Source organism: Bacillus cereus group sp. BfR-BA-01408 (assembly GCF_022663305.1).
Taxonomy (GTDB): Bacteria; Bacillota; Bacilli; order Bacillales; family Bacillaceae_G; genus Bacillus_A; species Bacillus_A pacificus.
On the sequence record NZ_JAKUFF010000013.1, the window covers coordinates 12,457 to 36,381 of the forward strand.

Genomic DNA, 23,925 nt, shown 5'->3' on the forward strand with positions numbered 1-23,925 from the left:
TTATTATGTTCACACATATAGAAAATGTAATTACCCTAAACACCAATCATTGCCCCTCATTATTAGCGATAGGATAGCTGCTTAAGGACAAAAAAGAATTGGCTAACTTTTGTGCAAAATGTAATGGGGGCTCTATCGACTGGATATGAATATACATAATTAAGGGATTCATGTACAGCCAGTGATTATGTAAAGCACTTACAATAATTCCTTGTTGTACAATTGATTTCATAAATGCAGGAATCTCTTCTTGTAGAATAGCAATTTCGCCTAAATTTAATGCATTACCATTTTGATCCAACGATTCAAAACTTACTCCGACGGGTACTACATAGGTACTTTGTTTTCCTTGTACAAGTACTTTAAAATCGCGGTGAAAAGACACCGAACAACCACCTTGACTTATTTTACTTTTCCCTTTAAGTATTGTAGCAAATTGTTCGCAAATGAAATTAAGATTGTGCATAAATTCAATCCCTTTCTTATATAAGTATATGGCTACTATGAAAATATCTATTTAAATACAGGGTTTTGCTTGAATACTAAAAAATGAGTTCTAAAATACTGTACCTATTCACGAAGAATTTAGTTGTTTCTCCTTGTATCTATTTATACTTTTCGGTATAGAAAACAATGCCTATGAATACAGAGGGGAATTCTTTAAGGTTTTCTAAAAAAGATTTTAGTAACGGTTATTTTAACCAAAATTTTCATGGGAATATCTTTAAAAGGAACTTATGTTTTTTGCAAGAAGTGATAAGCTTATATGATTATTCTCTTTTACCAAATCGTATCATGTATTAAAAAAAGGACTTGATCCCCGATATACAAAATTGGCTGTCGTAGGAGATGTAAACCGCAGTGGATCAATCGTATTAGCAGCAACACCGCTATTAAAATCATTAGGAATTAAGAAGATGGCAAGGTTGTACGAAATATCGAAGCGGCCGGATATTATAATTGTGAATCTGATTATACATACGTATATGAAATGTTCAACTTACATATCAGGCTTAACTTTAAAGTATGTTGCGCTGGAAGATTTTCATCAATATAGTATCGATGAGTTTTTCATGGATATGACCGCAAGCATTCATTTGTTTGCGAGTAATCCGTGCGAGTTCGCATTTAAAATTTAAGAGAGAAATATATGAACGTACGCGAATTGAAAGTACGATTGGTATTGCTTCGAATTTATTATTGAGTAAAGTAGCGATGGAAGCAAATCTTGCAATAAGCATTTTAAACGGACAATAATAAAAAGCGGACATTTTGTTGGTTATACAATCATTTTATTTATTACCAATGGGTTATACATTTTTAACTATCAGTATTATTGGTTTTGTTGTATCTCTATAAACAAAGGTCATCAATAAAAAACACTAATCTTACATAAGATTAGTGTTTTTTATTGTATTTTCCCCTTGTTTTTGGGTATGAGTGCTGGCTAATCTTTTTGGAGCTAGACGCACGACTTTAACGTAACCTTATATGGCGTAAATGAATTTTTTATTCGATAGATCTAGGCAATTGTAGCTTTCAGATTTATGTAAGTGATTTTTAATCCATACCAACTTAAACTTCTTTATTACTTGATTTAAAAAGTACATACAACTTCTTGGCAAGAAATTGTGGTGTATACGGCATGTCCCTATGTAACCACTTTACAATTGTTCCAATTAAAGCTGAAGAACCGTACCAAATAACAATGTCTTTTGGAATGTCTTTAGTAACGAGAAAGGGGTGACTTTCTGTTCTCTCTGTTATTTTGTCTGAAAGTGTATTTAACAAGCGTTCTGTAAAAATCGGTGTTCGTCTAGAACCAAGAACTACTTTATAGAATTTAGCATTATCAGCAATGTACTCAAGTAGGTCTACGAGTTTTAACCATTCTATATCCTCAGAGGAATCTGAGAGGTTTTCCGTGCTTATCATTATCTTCTCAATATCCTCGACCATTTCCTGTGCCATTTTCTCCAACATGTCATGAATATCACGATAATGGAGATAGAATGTAACACGATTAATGGTTGCACGTTCTGCAATTTTATTAACTGTTATTTTGCTAATTTCCATCTCTTGTAGAAGATCTATTAAAGCCGCTTTTATTAACTGGCGTGTACGAATGATTCGAGGGTCTACACGGGACTTTGGATGGTTTGTCATATCTAATCACCTTTCCTATTAATTAGAAATTTACAATATTCTAAGTTGTGTCTATTATCTTAGACTTTATTAACAGAAATCATAAGAAGTGATAACTAATAGACAGTTATTAAGAAATTGTCTGTTGTCATAATAATCTATAATAATGTAATTTATATAGTGTAAATTATTCAACACTTTGTAAAAAAAGTCTACGTTAAAATTAGAAAGGATATGAAAGAATTGTATAATCAGACTAAAACAGTCCCCAATTCGATAAAAAAAGGACCTATTATGTTTATTATGATTTTAGGTGCTTTTCTTGCAACATTAAACCAAACACTCATGAGTGTCGCTACTCCTGAACTTATGGTTGAATTTAAGATTTCGGCTACAACAGCCCAGTGGTTAACAACCGGTTACATGCTAGTAAACGGCGTCTTGATTCCTATTACCGCTTATTTAATGCAACGTTTTACCACACGTGAACTCTTTCAAACTTCCATGCTTATATTTCTAGCTGGAACCATTGTTTCAGCTGTAGCAACAGGATTTCCTGTCTTGTTAACTGGACGTATGATTCAGGCAGCCGGTGCAGGAATCATTATGCCATTGCTTACGCATGTTATTTTGACCATCTTCCCTCGCGAAAAGAGAGGAGCGGCTATGGGAATGGTGGGGCTTGCCGTCATTTTTGCGCCAGCAATTGGTCCTACAATTGCCGGATACATTATTGATAACTATAAATGGGAAACGATGTTTTACGGAATGATTCCATTTGCTATCCTTGTCATTGTGCTCGGATTCATTTATCTCCGAAATGTATCCGACCGAATCAAGACAAAACTTAATATCCTAAGCGTTATTCTCTCTACCATTGGTTTCGGTGCATTAATTTATGGTTTCAGCCAGGCCGGAAGCCTTGGCTGGTCAGATATAGAGGTAGCAGGTACGATTATTGTAGGTATCCTAGCCCTTGTCCTCTTTTCATGGAAGGAATTAAGATCACAAAATCCATTGCTGGACTTACGTGTATTTAAATACAATATGTTTTCTTTAACAACAATCATTAATATCGCAATTACTATGATTATGTATGCAGATATGATGTTACTCCCGTTATACCTCCAAAATATGCGTGGTTTCACAGCCATTGAGTCGGGTCTTCTGCTTCTTCCTGGTGCGCTGGTCATGGGATTCCTTATGCCAGTTACCGGTAAGCTATTTGATCGCTTTGGTGCAAAATGGTTAGCTATTACTGGAATGACAATTACCATTATTACAACAATGGGTTTTATCAACTTGACGGATTCCACTAGTTATATCTATTTGATTCTCATGTCAACAGGGCGTCGCATTGGTATGGCCTTAATGATGATGCCGATTCAGACTGCTGGTCTAAATCAATTGCCACAAAGGTTAAATGCACATGGAACAGCGATAAGCAATACGATTCGTCAAGTTGCCGGTGCTGTCGGTACTTCGCTTCTCGTGACAGTGATGACGAGTCGTACGAAATCACATCTGCAGGATATGGTTCCTACCGCAGTAGCTAAAGGGTTGAATCAAAAAGAGCTTGTTACAGCAGCCGCTATACAGGGGATTAATGACGCCTATCTTGTCATCATTGGAATTGGTATCATCGGATTAATACTTTCCTTCTTTATAAAGAAAGTTAAACAGGCTTCCGAATTAGAATCTAATATTCCCGCAGAGATGGTAACTACAGAGAAAATAAATTAAAACCATTTGAATTTCCGAATCAAAAAGAAGAAATTTATACCAACTGTTAGTCATCATATTCGGAGTAAATCATTTCTATCTTATGCTGGTTAGGAATGAGATTTACTCCAAATATGACTATTTATAGATTGATTTATACAATTTGTATTTTTAAGGAGGAATATCAGTGAAAAAAGAGGTTATTGCAATTCAAGAAATCCCTAATTTCCAGACGCGTACTGAAGAATTTTTCCCTTTAAAGTGGTATAAAGAAATGCTTTACAATCATTCTGTTTATTTTCACGAGGAAACGAATACATGGAATGCGTTTAAGTATGAAGATGTTAAGCAGGTGTTAACCAATTATGAATTCTTTTCAAGTCAAGGGCCTAGAAGTGGTATTTTTGTCGGTGATAATAAAAATCAAAAAAACACTTCACCTATAACAATGATTACGTTCCTTGATCCTCCTGATCATCGAAAAGTACGGTCCTTATTGGCAGCAGCTTTCACTCCTCGCAGTTTAAAAGAGTGGGAACCCCGCATTCAACAAATTGCAACGGAGCTTGTAGAAAACATACAAGAAAATTCTACGATTAATATTGTGGACGCTTTGGCATCCCCTTTACCTGCTCTAGTAATAGGTGATTTATTTGGTGTACCTGCACAAGGTCAAGGTCAGTTTAAAAATTGGGTTGATATTTTGTTCCAACCATATGATAAAGAACGGTTAGAAGACCTTGAACAACAAAAACAAAAGGCAGCGAAAGAATATTTTGAATATCTTTATCCTATTGTAGTTCACAAACGTTCGAACCTTTGTGATGATATTATCTCTGATTTAATTCGAGCTGAAGTGGATGGGGAGAAACTTACGGATAATGAGATTGTACAAACAACTATGTTACTTTTAGGGGCAGGTATTGAAACAACTAGTCACGCAATAGCCAATACATTCTATTCATTGCTTTATGATGACAAGTCATTATATGAAACACTAAGAAAGGATATAGATCTAGTCCCTAAAGCCGTTGAAGAAATGCTTCGATATCGCTTTCATATTTCAAGAAGGGATCGTACGGTCAAAAAAGATAATAATCTATTAGGGATTGAGTTAAAAAAAGGTGACGTAGTCATTGCTTGGATGAGTGCATCCAATATGGATGAAAACATGTATAGCGATCCTTTTTCTATAGACATTCATCGCTCAAATAATAAAAAGCACCTAACTTTCGGAAGTGGTCCACATTTTTGTTTAGGTGCACCCCTTGCACGATTAGAAATGAAAATTGTATTAGAGGTATTCTTACAAAAGTTTTCTTGTATCGAACCAGTTGAAGGATTTGAATTAGAAAAAAACTTAACTGCTTCTGCTACGGGACAGTCCTTGACTTATCTACCAATGAAAGTTTATGGGATACCCATTAATTTAAGAAACTAATTGTTCCCCAAAAATGAAAAAACGAGCTGAATTTTTATAAATCACCAGCCCTATAAGAGTATTTTTTTGTTTTTGGGGTATGTAAGAATCTTAGCTTGATAGCATAGGTGGATGAATAGAGGGTCTTTAGTAGACCTTCTTATTAAAGAAATGAGAAAAAACATGTGCGAGAGTTTAACAAGCTATATTATGAGTTTGTCTAGAGAGCACATATGAAATTGAAAGGATTAAAAAAAGCCAGAATGGTCCCTATCAAAAACCATGATAATACTAAGGGATGATAGTAAAGTCTTAATATTTAACGTTCGAGACATATGTAGATTTATTGTAAAATAATATTGAATTCAACAATTAGGTAATAGATGTTTTGAAATAATTAGAATTATGGAGGAAGGGTTCAATCAGTTCTACAAAACTGAAGTGCATTCTAGTCTTTTGAAGTACACCTCTTTTTAACTTAGTTAACATAGTTATCGTGTCCGTTAGTTGGTTAATTAATACCTTAATTCATTTTTTTACCAATAAAGTATTGCATCAAAATGCAAAGTTTTTCGAAAATAACTATTTTCGATGTGAGATGAAAATGGGGGAATATCTATTTAGAATCTAATAAAAAAGATAAGATTACGGAGTGTAATCTTATCTTCGCACTAATAATAATAAATTGTATTTTCAAGGTTTTAAAATGACTTTTATACAATCATCTTCACGATTATTAAAAATTTGATAACCGTAGCTCGCTTCTTCAAGGGGGATTTTGTGCGTAATAATCTCTTTTGGATCAAATTCTTTATTTGTTATTTTTTCAAATAGTTCTGGCATAAAATGAATGACAGGTGCTTGTCCCATTTTCAGATTAATATTTCTAACCCAAAATGCACCGAGTGGGAAGGCATTATAGTTGCCGCCATAAACGCCGGTCATTTGAACTGTTCCATATTTTCTTACGGCTTTCGTAGCAATTTGAATAGGGCCGAGAGTTCCACCTTGTAATTTCAATTTTTGTTCTAGAAATTCTAGGGGTGATTTTTTTCCATCCATGCCCACGCAATCAATGACTACATCGGCACCGCCATGTGTAATTTCCTTTAAATGTTCTCCCATATCAGGAAATTTTGTAAACTCAAATACCTCAACATTGTTAATCTTTTTTGCATAATTTATCCGATAATCTAAGTAATCGACTGCAATTACGCGTTTAGCACCTTGCATCCAAGCGAATTTTTGTGTCATTAATCCAACAGGGCCACAACCAAGAACGATAACAGTATCACCTCGCTTAACGCCTGCGTTTATTACACTCCAATAGGCTGTTGGTAAAACATCGGATAAAAACAGTAGAGATTCATCTTCCAGTTCGCATGATTCTGGTATGACAAATGGAGTGAAATTTCCAAAAGGAACTTTTAAATATTCTGCTTGTCCGCCTGGATGGTTACCAAATTTCTCTGTATAACCAAAGTATCCACCAGAATCATAATGAGGATTGGAGTTATCACATTGGCTTTCCATCTCATGTTGGCAATAGAAACAATGTCCACAAGCAACGTTAAAGGGGATTACAACACGGTCGCCTTTTTTCACTTTCGTAACATCTGGACCAACTTCTTCAACAATGCCCATTGGTTCATGACCAATAATGTACCCTTGCGGTAAAGGCATGTTCCCTTGATATAAATGTAAATCAGAACCGCAAATAGCGGTTGAAGTAATTTTTACAATAATATCATCTTTTTTTTCTAACTTTGCATCATCCACTTGTTTAACTTGTACTTGGTTTGGACCTTGATAGGTTACAGCTTTCATCTCGTATCTCCTTAGGAATCATTTTTCAAAATTTATCCCGCATTAACGGGCAGTAAGATCCCCACCTCAAAATTCAGCGGAAGCAAAGAAGTTAGGTGGGGGGGGCGGGCTGCACGTAAAAGCCCGATTGGTGAGGGCTGATTAAAGTTTCACTTTATATGTATCTCTTGGCAAAACAGAAATCTTTAGTAAAGAGGAATCTATACATAGTGTTGTTATGACAGTATGTTATAGCAACTCTTCTTTCTTATGTCTTCTGCACTATTTTAAGAAGAAATTCAATATTTATTCATAAACTAATTCCCATAAAAAGGATAATTATTATTTCATAATCTGTAGCATATTAAAAACATCGGAGGTGAAATAATATGGCAAACAATAATAGTGGAAATCGTAATGAATTGTTAGTTCGAGGTGCTGAACAGGCTCTTGATCAAATGAAATATGAAATTGCACAAGAGTTTGGTGTACAACTTGGTGCAGATACAACAGCTCGTTCAAATGGATCTGTTGGTGGTGAAATTACAAAACGTTTAGTAGCAATGGCTGAACAACAACTTGGTGGTAGAGCTAACCGCTAAGTAAATTGACATACAATATAGTAGATATGTAAATCAATTTCTTTTGTATATGTGTAAAAATAAAAACCCTTATAGTAAATGGATTCTCACTCAAAGATTATTGGTAATCTTCTTTCATAATCTTTGAGTATTTTATTTGTAAACTACTTTCCTAAACAATAAACACGCAGTGTTGGAAAGGTGTTTTCCATGCATAGTAGAAAATCTTTTGCAGGAAAAAGCATACTTAAAAATTTGATTTCAATATTGAAATCAATATTTATTATGATATTTTCGAAAGGGAGGAATTTAAAAATGGGTATATTAAGTGGAAATCCTCAAAACGAACCATTACATTACGGAGAAGTATTTGATATTTGGAGTTATCTTCTAGCTGCACAAGGTGCCATTGCAAGTCACCAAGTATTTATGAATCACACAGGTGATGAAGATTTGAAAAAGTTTCTAGAAGGCTTAATTGAAAATGACATGAATTCGGAAATAGAAGAATTAAAGGCGCTTTTAAAAGTTAATGGGGTTGCTTTACCACCTGCGCCTCCAGAACGACCAGTTGCATCTATTGAAGACATTCCTCCAGGAGCGCGTATTAATGATGTTGAAATAGCAGCAGCTGTTTCTACAGGATTAGCAGCTGGACTTGTCACATGTAGTCAAGTGATGGGAAAATGTCTTCGAGAAGATGTAGGCATGCTATTTGGACAATTTCATATGAAAAAAGCGCAAGCAGGTGTAACTTTGCTGCGTTTAAGTAAGAAAAAAGGATGGGTAGTACCACCTCCGTTACATGTGAAAAACTCTGATCAAGCTTAATAAACAAAAATAAAAAAGTGGCATTTGCCACTTTTTTATTTTTTAGATGTATCCTCAAGCTTGGATTTATTTATTGTAGAAGAATCTATATATTCATTTGACATTTCCATAGCATAGTTATCATGCTGAATATGATTGTGATTTCTTAATGTATTCTCGTTACGCAGTACTAACCTCTTCATATAAATGTGGAAGAAAATTTCTGTTCCACCAATAATTAAAGCGGCTATAAATGAAGAAAGTCCAATATTACGAGTAGCATCTAAATTAGTAAACAAGGATGTTAGTAACCAAATTCCGAAGAAGCTTAAGCCGACATCTGCTATTGTAGCAATCATATTTCCGTATTTAGGTAAAATGAAGAGATCTCCGATTAAATAGGCAGCTCCTGTAAGGAAAAGAGAAATGAGTAATACTCTAGGAATTGAAATGCCTTTAAAGATACTAAGTATGATTAGTAATACTGCAGTTATCGCTGTGTATTTAATTAATAAAGCAACAATATGTTTCATCCTTTTCCTCCATTGTTTAAACGTATATGGAATAAAATATTTCATTAAAAACGGGTTATGCTTTTATATAGCGTAACCCGTTTTAATTACTCTTTAATGGGAAGAGGTACAAGCTGGGTAAGAAGCAGGCTTATACTACGGATAGTATTTGCGGAATATCGAGTTTTATTCACAAAGGGTAGGTCTATCCTTATAATAGAGATGTTGCTTAAGTACAGTGTTTTTTCACTAAACTTAATAATTTTTTCTATTTTGATTTTGAAGTATATTTTAATTATTTAATATTAAAACCAAAGTTTTTTTGCTTAATGTGCCTTTTTATCTACATATTTTCCGTAATCAGGTACAGCAATTTTATCAAATTCTTGAACGAGTGTGTTGAGGCTTGTTGATAGCAAATCACCTGACATCGGTATCCCATGCCCAGTAACAGCAACTAGAGGCTTTAGTTTCTCTAGCTTAATAACTGACTCTTTAGCGGCTTTCCAGTCTGTTGTTAAATAACGAGGTGGTCCGCTTATTTCCTGTTCCTGAGTAATTACTTTATATAAATATTCCTGTTTCACTGTAACAAAAGCGTCCCCAGCAATTAAAGTTCGGTCTTTTTCTCGGAATAATGAAATATGCCCTGGAGTATGTCCTGGTGTATGAACCCATCTAAACTCTGGCATATGAGGAACGGTTCCATCTGCAGGTAATACTTTTACGCTATTTTCTAAATTAATCGGTTCGTTAGGGAACAGAGGTGACATTTTCGCTACCATACCACCTTCAACTGTTGGATCTGGTTCAGGATAGCTTTGTTGTCCAGTCAGGAAAGGTATTTCCATTTGATGTGCATAGACTGGAACATCCCAATACTTGATGAGTTCAATTATTCCTCCAACATGATCAAAATGCCCATGAGTTAAAATAATTGCTTTTGGGCGGCTATTTGTACCAAATCGCTTCTCAGTAACAGATATAATTTCATTTGCACATTTAGGCATTCCAGCATCAACTAAAACAAAATTATCGGTATGCGGATTTCCAACAAAACATATGTTGACGATTTGAATCGTGTAGCAAAATAAATCAGGCAATACTTCGAGGCCATGACCACTCTCAATTGAAGTTGCTGGAATAAACTTGTAATCACTTCCATAATTCATTTCATTGTCCACTTTTTCTCCCCCTTAACTTATTCCAATATGACATTATAGTTCCCTAATTTTGAAAATCCATTTTGGGGGATGTCGTTTTCTCCCGCTTTAATGGGCAGTAAGACCCCACTGATTAAAGTTTCACTTTACAGTATACTGACTTTGTTTCTTACTCGTTTATTACATTTACTATCACAAGTGCCCTTATTAAAATGAGGAGAGAAACGTACTTGATTATAGGAAGTTTTTATTTAAGAGGAGGAACTATCATATGGCAAAGGTACTAATGTTTAATTTTCCAGGGGAAGGACATGTGAACCCAACTCTTGCACTTATTGAAGAATTAGTAAAAAGAGGGGAAGAGGTTGTTTATTATTGTGTAGAGGAGTATAAGGAGAAAATTGAAAAAACAGGAGCTTTGTTTCGTCCATATGAAAATTTTTTAGCAAAAGTAGACATGTTGAAAAGGATGAATGGAGAAATAGATCCCTCTGAACTATTATTACATATGGTAAAATCCATGGATAAAATAATAAAGATTGTTATAGAAGAGTTGAAAGAAGAAAAGTATGATTACGTAATATATGATAACAATTTTGCAGTAGGATGGATCATAGCTGAAGCATTACATTTACCTAAAATCTCTTCATGCACAACATTTGCAGTTACGAAAAAGTTATTTAACGCATTGATGAACAATCATAATGAAGGAGACAAAAAATCACCTCTTTATCAAGAAGTTACGCATATTTTAGAAGAGTGGCAAAAGGTATATGGCTTTTCTATGAATGAAAAGAAAAATGTAATGACTTGTGCTGGAAATATTACTATCGTATATACGTCTGAATTTTTCCAACCTGATGTGGAGGAATTGGATGATTCTTATATCTTTGTTGGACCCTCTATTACATCACGGAAAGATATGCAAGAAATTACTTTTAAACAGAAGGAAGAAGAGAAACTCATTTATATTTCTATGGGAACTGTATTTAATCAACAGATGGATTTTTATTACATATGTTTTGAAGCATTTAAAAATTTTCCTGCTACCATCATATTGTCCGTAGGAAAACATATTGACATCAACCAATTGAAAAATATCCCATCTAATTTCAAAGTTTATAATTATGTGCCTCAGTTAGAGGTATTGAAACAAGCTAATCTTTTTATTACACATGGGGGAATGAATAGTTCTAGTGAAAGCTTATATTTTGGCGTTCCTATGATCGTTATCCCAGTTATGGGAGATCAACCGATAGTGGCCCAAAGAATAGAAGATTTAAAAGCTGGCATACAATTAAATCTAAAAAAGCTTACTCCAGTGACATTATATAATGCAGTAATGGAAATATTATCGAATGATGTATACTTAGAAAATAGTCATAAAATCAAATGTACTTTAAAAAATGCTGGTGGATATATTAAAGCCGCTGAAACAATAGAACTATTTAAGTTGAAGACGGGTATTAAATAAGATGCCCCAGTTGCCAAACACAGCAGCTGGGGCATCTTATTATTTCTTCCTAACTTAATTATACCACGTAAATCAAGTTCGAAATAGACTGTTTATTCGTATTTACTCCTGCTACAATCAAGAACACATGTAAAGTAAGGAGAGATGTTATATGAGTTCTTTCGTTCTCGATTTTCAGGAAATAGAAAAGGTGCAGCTTTCACTTGTCGGTGGAAAAGGATTGAATTTAGGGGAGTTATCTAATATTCAAGGGATACAAGTGCCAGAAGGATTTTGTGTGACAACAGTAGGATATGAAAAGGCCATCGAGCAAAATGAAGATTTTCGCACTTTGTTGCAGCAGCTAACCAAGTTGAAGCGTGAAGACCGAGCTCAAATTGGTGAAGTTAGCAAGAAGATTAGAGAAGTCATTATGGCAGTACAAATCCCTACTGATGTAGTGGAAGCAGTAACTCATTATCTCTCACGTTTTGGAAATGAACATGCGTATGCCGTGCGCTCTAGTGCGACGGCTGAAGATTTACCGTATGCTTCATTTGCTGGTCAACAAGATACGTATTTAAATATTATCGGAAAAGAAGCGATTTTGCAGCATGTAAGAAAGTGCTGGGCGTCTTTATTTACAGAGCGAGCCGTTATGTACCGCATGCAAAATGGTTTTGAACATAATCAAGTTTCTATATGTGTTGTCGTTCAAAAAATGGTTTTCCCTGAGGCTTCGGGAATTTTATTTACGGCTGATCCGGTTACTTCTAACCGAAAGGTGCTATCAATTGATGCCAGTTTTGGACTTGGTGAGGCGTTAGTATCAGGACTGGTCTCTGCCGATAATTATAAAGTAAAAGAAGGCAAAATTACCGAAACGATGATAGCGACTAAAAAATTAGCTATTTATGCTGTAAAAGAGGGCGGAACAGAGACGAAACAAATTGATCCGGCTCAGCAAAAACTTCAAACATTGTCTGAACAACAAATATTACAACTAGAACAGATTGGAAGACAAATTGAAGCTTATTTTGGCTGTCCACAAGATATAGAATGGTGTTTAGTCGATAACGTATTTTATATTGTCCAAAGTCGCCCCATTACGACTGTATATCCAATTCCTGAAGAAAATGATGGGGGAAATCATGTGTATATATCAGTTGGTCACCAACAAATGATGACCGATGCGATGAAACCGCTTGGGTTATCTTTTTTCCTGTTAACGACTAATGCTCCTATGCGTAAAGCTGGAGGACGGCTGTTTGTTGATGCTACACAACAATTAGCTTCACCTGCTAGCAGAGATTATTTAATAAATACTTTAGGAAAATCAGATCCACTCGTAAGAGATGCATTAACGACTATAATCGAGCGAGATCATTTTATTACATTGTTGCCGGATGATGAAAAAGAAAAGATTGTTAGTAAAAGTAAGCAACCTGTAAATTCGCAATCAGAAATCGAAAATGATCCGGCAATCGTTACGAATTTAATACAGAATAGTGAAGCATCAATCGAAGAGTTAAAACGAAACATGCAAACGAAATCAGGAACGGATGTACTTGATTTTATTTTGGAAGACATCCAGCAATTAAAGAAAGTATTATTTAACCCGCAAAGTACGGCTGTCATTATGGCAGGCATGAATGCTTCGGCTTGGATCAATGAAAAAATGGAGCAATGGCTAGGCGAAAAAAATGCAGCAGACACGCTTTCTCAATCGGTACAAAATAATATTACATCTGAAATGGGTTTAGCATTAATGGATGTTGCGGATGTGATTCGGCCGTACCCAGAAGTTATTGCGTATCTACAACATGTAGAAAACAATAACTTTTTAGATGAAATAGTTCAGTTTAAAGGTGGAGAAGAAGCCCGAGATGCGATTCGAACTTTTCTAAATAAATACGGAATGAGATGTAGCGGAGAAATTGATATTACGAAAACGCGCTGGAGTGAAAAGCCAACTACAATTATTCCGATGGTTTTAAATAATATAAGAGACTTTGAAGCGGGTGCTAGTAAACGGAAATTTGAAGAAGGACTGCAAGAAGCTTTGAAAAAGGAAGAAGAATTATTAGAGCGATTGCAGCAATTGCCGGATGGAAAACAAAAGGTAGAAGAAACGAAGCGAATGATTCGTAATATACGTAATTTTATCGGTTATCGTGAATATCCGAAATACGGTATGATTAATCGCTATTTCATATATAAGCAGGTGTTGCTGAAAGAAGCTGAGCAACTTGTGCAGAGCGGTGTCATTCATGAAGTTAATGATATATACTATCTAACTTTTGAAGAGCTTCACGAAGTTGTTCGCACGAATAAACTAGATTACGAGCTGATACAAAAACAAAAAAATGATTACAAATTATATGAAAAACTAACGCCTCCTCGCATCATGACGTCTGATGGAGAAATCGTTACAGGTAAATATAAACGAGAAAACCTCCCAGCTGATGCGATTGTAGGCCTGCCTGTTTCTTCAGGAGTGATTGAGGGAAGAGCTCGCGTGATTTTAAACATGGAAGAAGCGAATTTAGAAGAAGGAGATATATTAGTTACTGCGTTTACTGACCCCGGCTGGACACCGTTGTTTGTGTCTATAAAAGGATTAGTCACTGAAGTTGGCGGACTTATGACGCACGGAGCAGTAATTGCACGTGAATACGGATTACCAGCAGTCGTTGGAGTAGAGAATGCTACAAAATTAATAAAAGACGGACAACGAATTCGGGTACATGGGACTGAAGGGTATATTGAAGTGTTGTAATGAAATAAAAGATCATCCGCTATTATAGTGGATGATCTTTTCATATATACTTGACTTATTTCTTTAAACCAGCCGCATAAAAAGGTCCATGAACTGCGATTGTTGATAAAATACGAGCAATTTCCTCTGGTGTTTCTTTTTGTCCGTTATTTAACCATTGCTGAATCACACCAATATGAGCAGATGCCATATAAGAGGTTAAGTATTGGCTTGGGACAAGTAAATTCTCTTTATTAATGAGAGCGCCATTCGTATCTTCAAATATTGTTTTCCACATAAAGTCTTTCAGTTTTGTTTGGAAAGATAAATCTCCTTTTGGACTTAATACAGCTTTCATAAAATCACTATTTTCATTTAGAAATTCAAGAATAGAAGTGATGAGTATAAACGGCATTGTTGGGGAAGGGCTTGAGCCGAGATCAGCAATAACTTCCGGAAGTTTCTGTTTAGCAATGCTAGAAAACTTATACATAATTTCTTCTTGGCATTTCGTCATTAAATCAAACTTATCTTGATAATGTGCATAAAACGTACCACGATTTATGTTTGCTTTCGTTGTAATATCTTTCACTGTAATGGCGTCAAAACCTTTTTCTTCAATTAATTCCACAAACGCATTTCGTATGGCAGTTTTCGTGCGAACAACACGTAAATCTAAATTACTCTCACGCAAAATAGGTTCCTCCTTAATTTTAGCCAACACATTTTAAGAATGTGTCTTATAACCGACACATTCACGATTTTTGATTATTGTATAAGGTTCAACTCAAACATATAATTCAAATATAAATAAACAACACGTTGTTGGTTATTATAAATCAAATGATAGGAGGAGAAAAGAAAATGTTTAAAAATAAACTTTTATGGTTATCACCAGTTATTGCACTACTTGTTGTTTTTATTTTTTCATTAACGTTATTTCCAACCGTTCAGCCTCAGCCGAAAAACTTGCCAATCGCAATTGTAAATGAGGATCAAGGAGTAGAAATTCCGAATCAACCGAAGATGAATATGGGGCAAACGATTGTTGATAATATGAAAAAAACATCAAAATCAGAGGAAGAACCCGCAGTGAAGTGGGTAGAAGTGAAAAATAAAGAAGTAGTTCAAAAAGGCTTAAATAATCAAGAGTATTACGCAGCATTAGTTATTCCAAAAGACTTTAGTACAAAACAAGCATCATTACGAACACCGCAGCCATCTTCGCCAGAGGTAGAAATATTCATCAATCAAGGAATGAATACAGCAGCATCATCTATGGCAGGACAAATGTTAAATGGGATCGTTGATAATATGAACAATACTGTTCGTACTCAGCTCCTAGATGGATTAAAAGCAAAAGGAGCTACATTAACAGCAGATCAAGTTTCAAATGTAGTAACACCGATTACAAAGAAAGTGACAAATGTAAATGAAACCGGCAAAAATAGTGCGAACGGTAACTCGCCAATGTCTTTATTCCAACCGTTATGGATTGCAAGTTTAGCGAGCGCAGCAATTATCTTTATGGCGATAAGTAAAATGCCGATTCGTACAAGAAACGAAAACTTCGTATTAAAACTAAAGCAAATCGTAACAGGCGCAATTGCTGCATTTGTTATTGGATTCGGTCTTACATGGATTGCGGATGGAATGGTAGGATTAAATATTTCAAATTTCACTGATACAGCACTATTTTTATCTATTACATCCTTTAGTTTCTTCTTAATGATATCGGCCGTACTTTCATTAGTTGGACTAAAAGGAATTGGTGTATTCGCACTCTTACTATTCTTTGGGGCACCGTTATTATCATTAGCACCGGAAATGTTGTCGCCATTTTATCAAGACTGGGTGTACGCATGGTTGCCAATGCGATTTATGATTGAAGGACTGAGAGAAATATTCTTCTTCGGAAAAGGGTTAAGCTGGAGTACACCTCTTACTGTACTCGTTTGGATTGGTGCGGTAAGTATGGCTATTATTCTATTGACTGCTTTCAAACGTAGTGCAATAAAGGAACATAAAACAGAATTAAACGCTTAGAAAAAAGAACGTTTCACTCGTAGTGAAGCGTTCTTTTTGTGATGAAATAATTATTAGTCTATAGGGAAATGAAGAGTTCGCATTTGTGGTTCTTTTTGTATACATGCTCCTGCTATTACAAATTGCATAAAATGTTATGCGGAATAATGGAGGGGATACAGTGTATAATTGGAATTATTATGATTCGTATAGGCAAAATGATAAGCTGATTCGCGATATTGAGAAAGCAATTAATGGAGAGTTTAGTGCAATAAGTTGCTATGCGAAATTAGCCAACATGGCTCCAAATGCGGCGGAACGAAATCAAATTCTTGAAATTCGTAACGATGAAATAAAGCATTTCCATCATTTTGTACAAATCTATACAAATTTAACTGGTCAGCAGCCGAAACCACAAATTACGGAAGATTGTCCAAATACGTACTTACAAGGATTAGAATTCGCTATACAAGATGAACAGAAGACAGTAGATTTTTACTTAGAAATTTCAGATGAAACATCGGATGCACATTTGAAAGAGTTAATGCGCAGAATAGCTGCCGATGAACAAAATCATGCGGTGTGGTTTTTATATTATTTTGTGAAGACGAAGTGAATGAAAAATAAATAGAAGAAAAAGCACCTTAGTTGAATGTAACAACTAAGGTGCTTTTATATATTTAATTTAAAGCAGGAGCGAACCATTGGGAGTTAAATTTCATATTGTCTCCAACTCGTTCAAGATTTGCTTTTGCTAAATTATTATTTTTTTGGTGATATGGAACTTCCCAGAAAATCGTTAATTCTTGTACATTCTTTTCTGATTTACCCACTTTAGCTCCGATGTCATTATTATACATTTCAATCATATCTTTAGATGTTTTCGCGCTATTTTTTGCATCGAATGATAAGTGGACTAAAGCGATATAATCATCAGGAGTATCAGTACCAAGATTTTCGTTTATTTTAATCTCTTTAATAGATACGCCGTGTAATTCTTTTACGATAGATGTAATATTGTTTTTAATCTTATCTTGCGGTGTAGCAGCCTCTTTAGATTGCTCTTGTTTCTGTGTAGTAGCAGTTTTTTTAGGGGCAGTTTCTTCTTTTTTACTACCGTTGTTACCCGCGATAAAAAATACTATAATGACTGCAACAGTCCAAAACCACCATTTTTTATAAAAAGGTTTTTTCATATGTATTCCTCCTAATAGATATGTAGCAGTGCTCATTATATCAGTGTTTAAAGGATTTACGTTTTTTTAGAAAAGTACTATTGTTTAATCAAATATTAAAAACCTTGATAATACTTGCTTTTCAATGATTCATATGCCCGATTAGGTAATAATTACCGCTTTTTATTCGGGGAAGAAAGAGAATTGATTATGATTTATAAGGGAGGTACAAACAAATGAAAAGAGGAATTACAGTAGATATTCCAAATGAATATGATAATTTACTTTGGAAAGTGTTAAAGCCAATTGATATTTCTTCATATGATTGGTGGGTAGGGAGTGAAGAGTCATGCTTAGTAGCACGTGGTGGATTGGATGAGGCATTATTTCCAGAAGAACCAAGTATAGTGGAAGGATCAGATTTGAAAACTTTATTTAAAGACAACATATATTATGTTATTTTTGCAGATTTAAAAGCGTATTCAAAAGGAGAGGAAGTAGTAGATATTGAGACATATGAAGAATTTAAAGAGAGTAAGTGTGAATTAGTTTTACTAGTTGCGGATTGTACATACGTCACGATTTACGCTAAAGATCAAAAAAAGATTGAACTGATGTATGAAAACGCAAGGAATCAAGGTTATTATGTTGAATACGTTACAGACGAAAATGACGGTAGAACGCGATTATCAGTATGATAGTCATTTGAAAGGGGAACGGCAATATGGAGAGAACTACAGTTAAAGAATATACAATTCGAATTGCTACGGAAGAGGAAAGTGATAGCATTATCACGCTATTAAAAGAAGTGGCACAGTGGCTACAACATAAAGAAGTGGATCAGTGGCAGTATCTGTTAGGAGAAGAAGCTACGGCTGAAATACTAGAAAGTATAAAAGAGAAATATACATATGTGGTTACGAAAGGAGATGAAATTGTCGGTACGGTTACAGTATCTCCTAAACAAAATGAATGGGATGAATATATTTTTGGGAAAGAGGAAGTTTCTAATTCATTATATATTCATAGATTTGCGGTGAAACGGAAGTATAAGGGGAACGGAATAGGAGAATGGATGTTACAGTGGATAGAAGAGAATATACAACATGATAAAGAGTTTTTAAAACTAGATTGTGTAGGGCATAATCGCATATTAAATGATTTTTATAAGAGAAATGGTTTTGAATATGTTGGCAGTACAGATGGACTTAGTAAGTTTCAAAAGAAAAGGGGATAGTGAATGAATCAAATTGATACTGGTTTAGTAGAAAGGTATTTCAAGAAGTATTGCAAATAGATGAAGAAACATGGAATAGAGCAAGAGGATGGGCACTTTGGAAAGCGTTAATTACATATGATGCGAATAAGACTAGTAATAAGATAGTAGTAGACGAATCATATCGTGTGATTCAAGTGATTGCGAATGATTATAAGAGGTAGTAGAAAAAGCCTATTTCAAAATAGGCTTTTTCATATGGTGAAATATTAGAAATTGAAAGAAGGAATCTAACATAATTATACAGAATATTTAGATAATAGGAGGTGTCGAATTTTGAGTGAAATTGAATTAAAAAGGAATGTAATTAAGACTGGGAGTGAGAAGGGGGTTATTCTTCGGTTTATACTCGCTAGTCTAGTTGGGGTATTTATGTTTTTCGTACCAGTTACGATAAATGGTGCTTCTTCTATTATGATTGATCATATCGTATCCTGGATAAGGACTTCTGTTCCAAGCGTCGTACCTTATTACGCTCTACTCGTTATGGCAATAGGTGCAATTTATCCGTTTTATATGAAAAAATGGAATACATCTATCGTAGATATTTGTTTTTCTGTTTTAAAAGTAGTTGGCGTCGTTTTTGGTGTATTATATTGTTTGAAAGTAGGGCCAGCTTGGTTCTTTGCACCAGATGTAGGGCCGTTTTTATATGAGAAATTAGTCATATCGGTAAGCTTACTCGTTCCAATTGGTTCGGCGTTTTTAGCGTTATTAGTCGGATATGGATTGCTTGAATTTATCGGTACGTTTTGCCGTCCCATTATGAGACCGTTATGGAAAACGCCAGGCCGGTCAGCAATCGATGCGGTTGCTTCCTTTGTGGGGAGTTATTCGTTGGCCTTATTAATTACAAATCGCGTGTATAAAGAAGGAAAGTATACGACAAAAGAAGCAGCGATCATCGCTACAGGTTTTTCTACAGTATCCGCAACATTTATGATTATCATCGCAAAAACATTAGACATTATGCATTTATGGAATGTTTATTTTTGGACTACTCTCGTTGTAACATTCATCGTAACTGCTATCACTGTAAGAATCCCGCCTCTTAGTAGAAAACCAGATACATATGTAACGGAAGAAGGGTTCCCAGAGCCCGTTTATAAAGAGAAAATGCTAGAACGCGCTTGGGAAGATGCGTTAGAAGTATCGAAATCTGCGCCGAGTATTATGAAAAACATTGCAGTAAATTTAAAAGATGGTTTTATTATGACGATGGGAATTTTACCATCGATTATGTCTGTAGGGTTAATTGGTATTGTCTTAGCGAAGTTCACGCCAATATTTGATTGGGTCAGCTACATTTTCTATCCTTTTACATGGCTATTACAATTACCAGAAGCAGACTTAGCTGCTAAAGCGGCATCCGTTGGTATTGCAGAAATGTTTTTACCATCATTATTAGTAGTTAGTGCACCACTTGTGACAAAGTTTGTCATTGCGGTCGTTTCAGTATCATCTATATTGTTCTTCTCAGCTTCCATCCCTTGCATTTTATCGACAGATATTCCGTTAAAAGTATCAGAACTTATCATTCTCTATGTACAAAGAACGATATTAACGTTGCTTATCATTACACCGATTGCTTATTTGTTGCTTTAAAAAGGGGAAAGGTATAAAAAAGAATCCTTCTATAAAAGGAAGGATTCTTTTGTTTAGTGTTTTTATCAATTAAATACCTTAAAATGTACACTTTTTTGATGTTTTATTTGTTTTTCGAATATGACGTAATACTTCTTAAGAAAATTCCTAATCCTGCAAAAAAGAATCCCAAGCATAATAAGCTGCCTGGCGTTCCCCAAGTAATTTGATCTAGCATTTTTATATCCTCCCATTTACCCCATATTAATTAACTGTAAAATTTTCACTTTATTATCATATAGTATTTTTTTGGTTTAATCCAGAATTATCCATACTATTAAGCTGAAAAATTGATTCATAAATGAAAAAAAGAATCTTTTTGTAGAAAGAATAGCGTTTTTGGTATGCAAATTTTTAAAGAACGTATATAGACCTTTAGAAAAAGAAAAACCTTACATGAAATGAAACCAATATAAATGTAGCTTGCTATAATGGGATGTACACGGTATTTGTTAGAGGTTTTTGCCGATTATTATGTAAGAAGGTATTAAAACTTTGATTTTAATATCCATATAATAAAATGTGTATTTCTATGATATAGTAAGAAAAAGGGGGCTTACAAATGGAAATCATTCACGAAAGAGTAAAGCTACGGTTAATGGATAGTGATGATGTCGAAACTTTGTTTTCGATTGTAGAAGGAAATCGGGAAATTTGGGCGTATTTAATCTCTAAAATGGATAGTGTGCAAGATATGCAGCAATATGTGCAAAAAGCGATACAAGGTTATGGAAAAGGTACGCAAATTCCTTTCGTTGTAGTGGATTTACAGACAAATGCGATTGTAGGAAGTACACGTCTATATAATATTTCAGTAGAAGATAAAACAGTCGAGTTAGGACAAACGTGGTATCATCCAAGTGTCCAGCGTACGAGTATAAATACAGAGTGTAAGTATATGCTTCTCCAGTATGCTTTTGAAAAACTGCATATGCTGAGGGTACAAATTAAGACGGATGCAAGAAATGAAAAAGCACAACGAGCAATTGAAAGGTTAGGAGCAGTAAAAGAGGGCGTGCTTAGAAATGAAAGAAAATTACCGAATGGACATGTGAGAGATGCGGTTGTGTATAGTATTATCGCAAGCGAATGGCCAGTTGTGAAAGCACGTCTATTAGAAAAATTAGAATTGTATAAAGAAAAGCTATAATTCGTGTTTTGAAAGGTATATTGTTTGTAATACATAAAAAATATACCTTTTTTCTTACAAAATGCTACTTTATTTTAATTCCTTTTGTTTCATCGTTCCCTTCTGAGAAAAAATTCGTTACAATGTAGTTGTATGGTAATAAACTTATGAATTTAAAACATGTAATGAAAACCGCAAATGAAAATGAATTGATAATCCTCAATTTTAAATGAAAACCCTTTTATACATAAATAACAAGTAAAGTTCCTTCTTTTAAATAAACTCAAACAAAACGATTTGATATAAATGTTTTTTTATAGAAGTATGGATGATGTACGGAGGCAATTACAAATGAAAGAAAATAAGAAGAGTAAGAAAAGACGAATCTTTCAAGTATTTTTACTAATGATTTGTTCTGCTATTTTATATGTAAGTTATGCAGCTTACGATATTTGGAGTTATCGTTTTAAAACAGATGATAGCGTGAAAACGGATGCTGGTATCGTACTAGGAGCAGCTTCTTGGAACGGAAAACCATCTCCTGTATTTAAAGAAAGAATTAATCATGCGATTTCTTTATATAAGAACGGAAATATTAAAAAGATTATTTTTACAGGTGGTACAAAGTTTGAGGCAGAGCTTGAGGAAGCGCGTACGGCAAGAGTATATGCAATGAAACAAGGTGTAAAAGAGGAAGATATTTTAATTGAAACAAAATCCCTTTTCACTGAAGAAAATTTAAAGAATGCGAAGGAAGTTGGAACAGAGAACGGAATACGCACATACACGATTGTAAGTGATCCACTTCATATGAAACGCGCAATGAGAATCGCAAAACATATTAATATTGAAGCGTATGCTTCACCAACGCCGACATCAGCATATAAAACGTTAGATACAGAAATACCATTCTTCTTTAAAGAATTATTCTCGTATATTGGATATGTAACCTCGTTACCATTAAAGGCATTGAAGGGAGATTAATAAGAAAAGAACCTATCTTTAAATAGGAACTTTTCTTATTAGTCAAAAACATTGTATTTTTATCGGAATAGTGAAACAATAGAGAGGTAGCTTCATATAATCATAATGACAAAATGAACGGTTGATGAATCGAGCATAAAGGAGATTATAGTATGGCACTCTCATTTGTTGAAACAGAAAAACAATTTTTTATTATTGAACAACTAAATAAATTGATTCCGAAGTTCATGGAAAGGGAGCATCAACTAAGTGAATTAGGATCATTTCCGCATGAAAATATAAATGATTTGAAAAATATCGGATATACGAAATTAACGTTACCGAAGGAATTTGGTGGCAGTGCGATTTCTTTATATGACTTCGTTTTATTTCAAGAAAAAATTGCAGAAGGCTGCGGAGCAACTGCCTTATCGATTGGCTGGCATCTTGGCATTGTGAAAGAGCTAGCGGAAAATCGCTCTTGGAATGATGAGATGTTCAAATGGTTTTGCGAAGAAGTGCGTAACGGGGCGCTCTTTAACAGGGCAGCAACAGAACCGAAAACAGGAAGCCCGACGCGTGGCGGTAAACCAGAAACAATAGCGGTTCAACAAGGCGAGAAGTGGGTTATAAATGGAAGGAAAACTTTTACAACGATGGCGCCAATACTTGATTATTTTATTATTTCAGCAAGTATTGAAGGCCGAGAAGAAGTTGGAGAATTTGTCATTCCAAGAAATACACTCGGTGTATCCATTGAGGAAACGTGGGATAGCGTCGCGATGCGAGGGACTGCTAGCCACGACCTTGTCTTACAAAATGTAGAGATAGAAAACCGCTTTTTTACGAATGTATTGGGCGGGAAAGGGAAACAAAAGGGTATTGGTTGGTTGCTACATATACCAGCATGTTATTTAGGAATTGCACAATCAGCAAGAAATTATGCAGTTCAGTTTGCGGGATCATACAAACCAAATAGTTTAAACCATTCTATTAGTTTATTACCGAATGTTAGAAGATTAGTTGGAGAATTAGAACTCGAGCTTATGCAAGCTCGCGTCTTTTTATATCAAATTGCGAAAAAATACGATGAGGCAGAAGATAAACTGTCACTACAAGTAGAGCTGGCAGCAGTGAAATACGCCGTAACAAATGCGGCGATATCCATAGTGGATAAATCAATGCGCATCGTAGGAGCAAAAAGTTTATCAGAAAAAAATCCGCTTCATCGTTATTATTTAAACGTTAGAGCAGGACTACACAATCCGCCGATGGATGATGCAACACTATCTATGTTGGCGGATGCGGCGTTTCGGTCGTAGGTTTAAAAACATACTAGCAAG

General features: G+C 34.8%; 21 protein-coding genes and 2 pseudogenes. 16 read left to right on the plus strand and 7 right to left on the minus strand.

Annotated elements, in window-relative coordinates; all coding sequences use genetic code 11:
- Positions 1-46 precede the first annotated feature (46 nt).
- Positions 47-466, minus strand: a complete 420-nt coding sequence (locus MR083_RS08805; protein ID WP_242268987.1) for a DUF1259 domain-containing protein — start codon at positions 464-466, stop codon at positions 47-49.
- 329 nt (positions 467-795) lie between these two features.
- Between MR083_RS08805 and MR083_RS08810 the strand changes: the two are divergent.
- Positions 796-1,221: pseudogene (locus MR083_RS08810) on the plus strand (Y-family DNA polymerase); the annotation flags it as partial.
- 354 nt (positions 1,222-1,575) lie between these two features.
- On the opposite strand, the gene MR083_RS08815 reads toward MR083_RS08810, so the two are convergent.
- Entirely contained in the window at positions 1,576-2,166 is a 591-nt protein-coding gene (locus MR083_RS08815) for a TetR/AcrR family transcriptional regulator (RefSeq protein WP_242268990.1), read from the minus strand.
- A gap of 273 nt (positions 2,167-2,439) precedes the next feature.
- On the opposite strand from MR083_RS08815, the gene MR083_RS08820 reads away from it, so the two are divergent.
- Positions 2,440-3,888, plus strand: coding sequence for a DHA2 family efflux MFS transporter permease subunit (locus MR083_RS08820; RefSeq protein ID WP_242268993.1), 1,449 nt, complete (start codon positions 2,440-2,442; stop codon positions 3,886-3,888).
- A gap of 166 nt (positions 3,889-4,054) precedes the next feature.
- Positions 4,055-5,308, plus strand: coding sequence for a cytochrome P450 (locus MR083_RS08825; protein WP_242268995.1), 1,254 nt, complete (start codon positions 4,055-4,057; stop codon positions 5,306-5,308).
- A gap of 672 nt (positions 5,309-5,980) precedes the next feature.
- Here the strand turns inward: MR083_RS08825 and MR083_RS08830 are convergent.
- Positions 5,981-7,114, minus strand: a complete 1,134-nt coding sequence (locus MR083_RS08830) for a zinc-dependent alcohol dehydrogenase (protein ID WP_000649081.1) — start codon at positions 7,112-7,114, stop codon at positions 5,981-5,983.
- A 368-nt stretch (positions 7,115-7,482) separates the two neighbouring features.
- Here MR083_RS08830 and sasP point away from each other — a divergent pair, with 368 nt between their 5' ends.
- Positions 7,483-7,695, plus strand: a complete 213-nt coding sequence (gene sasP, locus MR083_RS08835) for a small acid-soluble spore protein, SasP family (RefSeq protein ID WP_000002833.1) — start codon at positions 7,483-7,485, stop codon at positions 7,693-7,695.
- 294 nt (positions 7,696-7,989) lie between these two features.
- Complete coding sequence (locus tag MR083_RS08840) at positions 7,990-8,505, plus strand: DUF3231 family protein (RefSeq protein WP_000512121.1); 516 nt, start codon at positions 7,990-7,992, stop codon at positions 8,503-8,505.
- A gap of 35 nt (positions 8,506-8,540) precedes the next feature.
- On the opposite strand, the gene MR083_RS08845 is transcribed toward MR083_RS08840, so the two are convergent.
- Together MR083_RS08845 and MR083_RS08850 are read right to left on the minus strand one after the other, a co-directional pair.
- Positions 8,541-9,017, minus strand: a complete 477-nt coding sequence (locus tag MR083_RS08845) for a YndM family protein (RefSeq protein ID WP_088106667.1) — start codon at positions 9,015-9,017, stop codon at positions 8,541-8,543.
- A 305-nt stretch (positions 9,018-9,322) separates the two neighbouring features.
- Entirely contained in the window at positions 9,323-10,180 is an 858-nt protein-coding gene (locus MR083_RS08850) for an MBL fold metallo-hydrolase (protein ID WP_242268998.1), read from the minus strand.
- Positions 10,181-10,430: 250 nt separating this feature from the next.
- Between MR083_RS08850 and MR083_RS08855 the strand changes: the two genes are divergently transcribed.
- Complete coding sequence (locus tag MR083_RS08855; RefSeq protein ID WP_242269002.1) at positions 10,431-11,633, plus strand: macrolide family glycosyltransferase; 1,203 nt, start codon at positions 10,431-10,433, stop codon at positions 11,631-11,633.
- 151 nt (positions 11,634-11,784) lie between these two features.
- Positions 11,785-14,391 carry a phosphoenolpyruvate synthase gene (gene ppsA / locus MR083_RS08860; protein ID WP_242269003.1) on the plus strand — a complete coding sequence of 869 codons (2,607 nt, stop codon included), beginning with the start codon at positions 11,785-11,787 and terminating at the stop codon, positions 14,389-14,391.
- Between the two features lie 55 nt (positions 14,392-14,446).
- Here ppsA and MR083_RS08865 read toward each other — a convergent pair whose 3' ends face one another.
- Positions 14,447-15,064 carry a TetR/AcrR family transcriptional regulator gene (locus MR083_RS08865; RefSeq protein ID WP_073530845.1) on the minus strand — a complete coding sequence of 206 codons (618 nt, stop codon included), beginning with the start codon at positions 15,062-15,064 and terminating at the stop codon, positions 14,447-14,449.
- A 170-nt stretch (positions 15,065-15,234) separates the two neighbouring features.
- On the opposite strand from MR083_RS08865, the gene MR083_RS08870 reads away from it, so the two are divergent.
- Positions 15,235-16,416 carry a YhgE/Pip domain-containing protein gene (locus tag MR083_RS08870; RefSeq protein WP_016717902.1) on the plus strand — a complete coding sequence of 394 codons (1,182 nt, stop codon included), beginning with the start codon at positions 15,235-15,237 and terminating at the stop codon, positions 16,414-16,416.
- Positions 16,417-16,576: 160 nt separating this feature from the next.
- Complete coding sequence (locus tag MR083_RS08875; RefSeq protein ID WP_016717901.1) at positions 16,577-17,011, plus strand: ferritin-like domain-containing protein; 435 nt, start codon at positions 16,577-16,579, stop codon at positions 17,009-17,011.
- Positions 17,012-17,075: 64 nt separating this feature from the next.
- On the opposite strand, the gene MR083_RS08880 is transcribed toward MR083_RS08875, so the two are convergent.
- Complete coding sequence (locus MR083_RS08880; RefSeq protein ID WP_016717900.1) at positions 17,076-17,591, minus strand: hypothetical protein; 516 nt, start codon at positions 17,589-17,591, stop codon at positions 17,076-17,078.
- Between the two features lie 215 nt (positions 17,592-17,806).
- Here MR083_RS08880 and MR083_RS08885 point away from each other — a divergent pair, with 215 nt between their 5' ends.
- The 7 genes and pseudogenes from MR083_RS08885 to MR083_RS08915 all read left to right on the plus strand — a co-directional run bounded on the left by MR083_RS08885 (position 17,807) and on the right by MR083_RS08915 (position 23,904).
- Positions 17,807-18,268 carry a DUF2691 family protein gene (locus MR083_RS08885; protein WP_016717899.1) on the plus strand — a complete coding sequence of 154 codons (462 nt, stop codon included), beginning with the start codon at positions 17,807-17,809 and terminating at the stop codon, positions 18,266-18,268.
- A 26-nt stretch (positions 18,269-18,294) separates the two neighbouring features.
- Complete coding sequence (locus MR083_RS08890; protein ID WP_000442625.1) at positions 18,295-18,807, plus strand: GNAT family N-acetyltransferase; 513 nt, start codon at positions 18,295-18,297, stop codon at positions 18,805-18,807.
- A gap of 26 nt (positions 18,808-18,833) precedes the next feature.
- A pseudogene (locus MR083_RS08895) lies at positions 18,834-19,010 on the plus strand (aminoglycoside phosphotransferase); the annotation flags it as partial.
- Positions 19,011-19,122: 112 nt separating this feature from the next.
- The gene (locus MR083_RS08900) at positions 19,123-20,451 is read left to right on the plus strand and encodes a YjiH family protein (protein WP_242269005.1); all 1,329 of its coding nucleotides are present in this window, start codon (positions 19,123-19,125) and stop codon (positions 20,449-20,451) included.
- A gap of 601 nt (positions 20,452-21,052) precedes the next feature.
- Positions 21,053-21,640, plus strand: a complete 588-nt coding sequence (locus MR083_RS08905) for a GNAT family N-acetyltransferase (protein WP_016717897.1) — start codon at positions 21,053-21,055, stop codon at positions 21,638-21,640.
- Between the two features lie 330 nt (positions 21,641-21,970).
- The gene (locus MR083_RS08910; RefSeq protein WP_000662225.1) at positions 21,971-22,603 is read left to right on the plus strand and encodes a YdcF family protein; all 633 of its coding nucleotides are present in this window, start codon (positions 21,971-21,973) and stop codon (positions 22,601-22,603) included.
- 152 nt (positions 22,604-22,755) lie between these two features.
- On the plus strand, positions 22,756-23,904 hold the full coding sequence (locus MR083_RS08915) for an acyl-CoA dehydrogenase family protein (RefSeq protein WP_242269007.1): 1,149 nt from the start codon (positions 22,756-22,758) through the stop codon (positions 23,902-23,904).
- Positions 23,905-23,925: the final 21 nt, after the last annotated feature.

What these genes read in the sequence shown, in the direction of transcription:
- MR083_RS08815 (WP_242268990.1), bottom strand. Translation starts at nt 2,166, where the DNA reads ATGACAAACCATCCAAAGTCCCGTGTAGACCCTCGAATCATTCGTACA.
- MR083_RS08880 (WP_016717900.1), bottom strand. Translation starts at nt 17,591, where the DNA reads ATGAAAAAACCTTTTTATAAAAAATGGTGGTTTTGGACTGTTGCAGTC.
- MR083_RS08915 (WP_242269007.1), top strand. Translation starts at nt 22,756, where the DNA reads ATGGCACTCTCATTTGTTGAAACAGAAAAACAATTTTTTATTATTGAA.
- MR083_RS08905 (WP_016717897.1), top strand. Translation starts at nt 21,053, where the DNA reads ATGGAAATCATTCACGAAAGAGTAAAGCTACGGTTAATGGATAGTGAT.
- MR083_RS08805 (WP_242268987.1), bottom strand. Translation starts at nt 466, where the DNA reads ATGCACAATCTTAATTTCATTTGCGAACAATTTGCTACAATACTTAAA.
- MR083_RS08885 (WP_016717899.1), top strand. Translation starts at nt 17,807, where the DNA reads ATGAAAAGAGGAATTACAGTAGATATTCCAAATGAATATGATAATTTA.
- MR083_RS08870 (WP_016717902.1), top strand. Translation starts at nt 15,235, where the DNA reads ATGTTTAAAAATAAACTTTTATGGTTATCACCAGTTATTGCACTACTT.
- MR083_RS08910 (WP_000662225.1), top strand. Translation starts at nt 21,971, where the DNA reads ATGAAAGAAAATAAGAAGAGTAAGAAAAGACGAATCTTTCAAGTATTT.
- MR083_RS08855 (WP_242269002.1), top strand. Translation starts at nt 10,431, where the DNA reads ATGGCAAAGGTACTAATGTTTAATTTTCCAGGGGAAGGACATGTGAAC.
- sasP (WP_000002833.1), top strand. Translation starts at nt 7,483, where the DNA reads ATGGCAAACAATAATAGTGGAAATCGTAATGAATTGTTAGTTCGAGGT.
- MR083_RS08840 (WP_000512121.1), top strand. Translation starts at nt 7,990, where the DNA reads ATGGGTATATTAAGTGGAAATCCTCAAAACGAACCATTACATTACGGA.
- MR083_RS08820 (WP_242268993.1), top strand. Translation starts at nt 2,440, where the DNA reads ATGTTTATTATGATTTTAGGTGCTTTTCTTGCAACATTAAACCAAACA.
- MR083_RS08830 (WP_000649081.1), bottom strand. Translation starts at nt 7,114, where the DNA reads ATGAAAGCTGTAACCTATCAAGGTCCAAACCAAGTACAAGTTAAACAA.
- MR083_RS08890 (WP_000442625.1), top strand. Translation starts at nt 18,295, where the DNA reads ATGGAGAGAACTACAGTTAAAGAATATACAATTCGAATTGCTACGGAA.
- MR083_RS08845 (WP_088106667.1), bottom strand. Translation starts at nt 9,017, where the DNA reads ATGAAACATATTGTTGCTTTATTAATTAAATACACAGCGATAACTGCA.
- ppsA (WP_242269003.1), top strand. Translation starts at nt 11,785, where the DNA reads ATGAGTTCTTTCGTTCTCGATTTTCAGGAAATAGAAAAGGTGCAGCTT.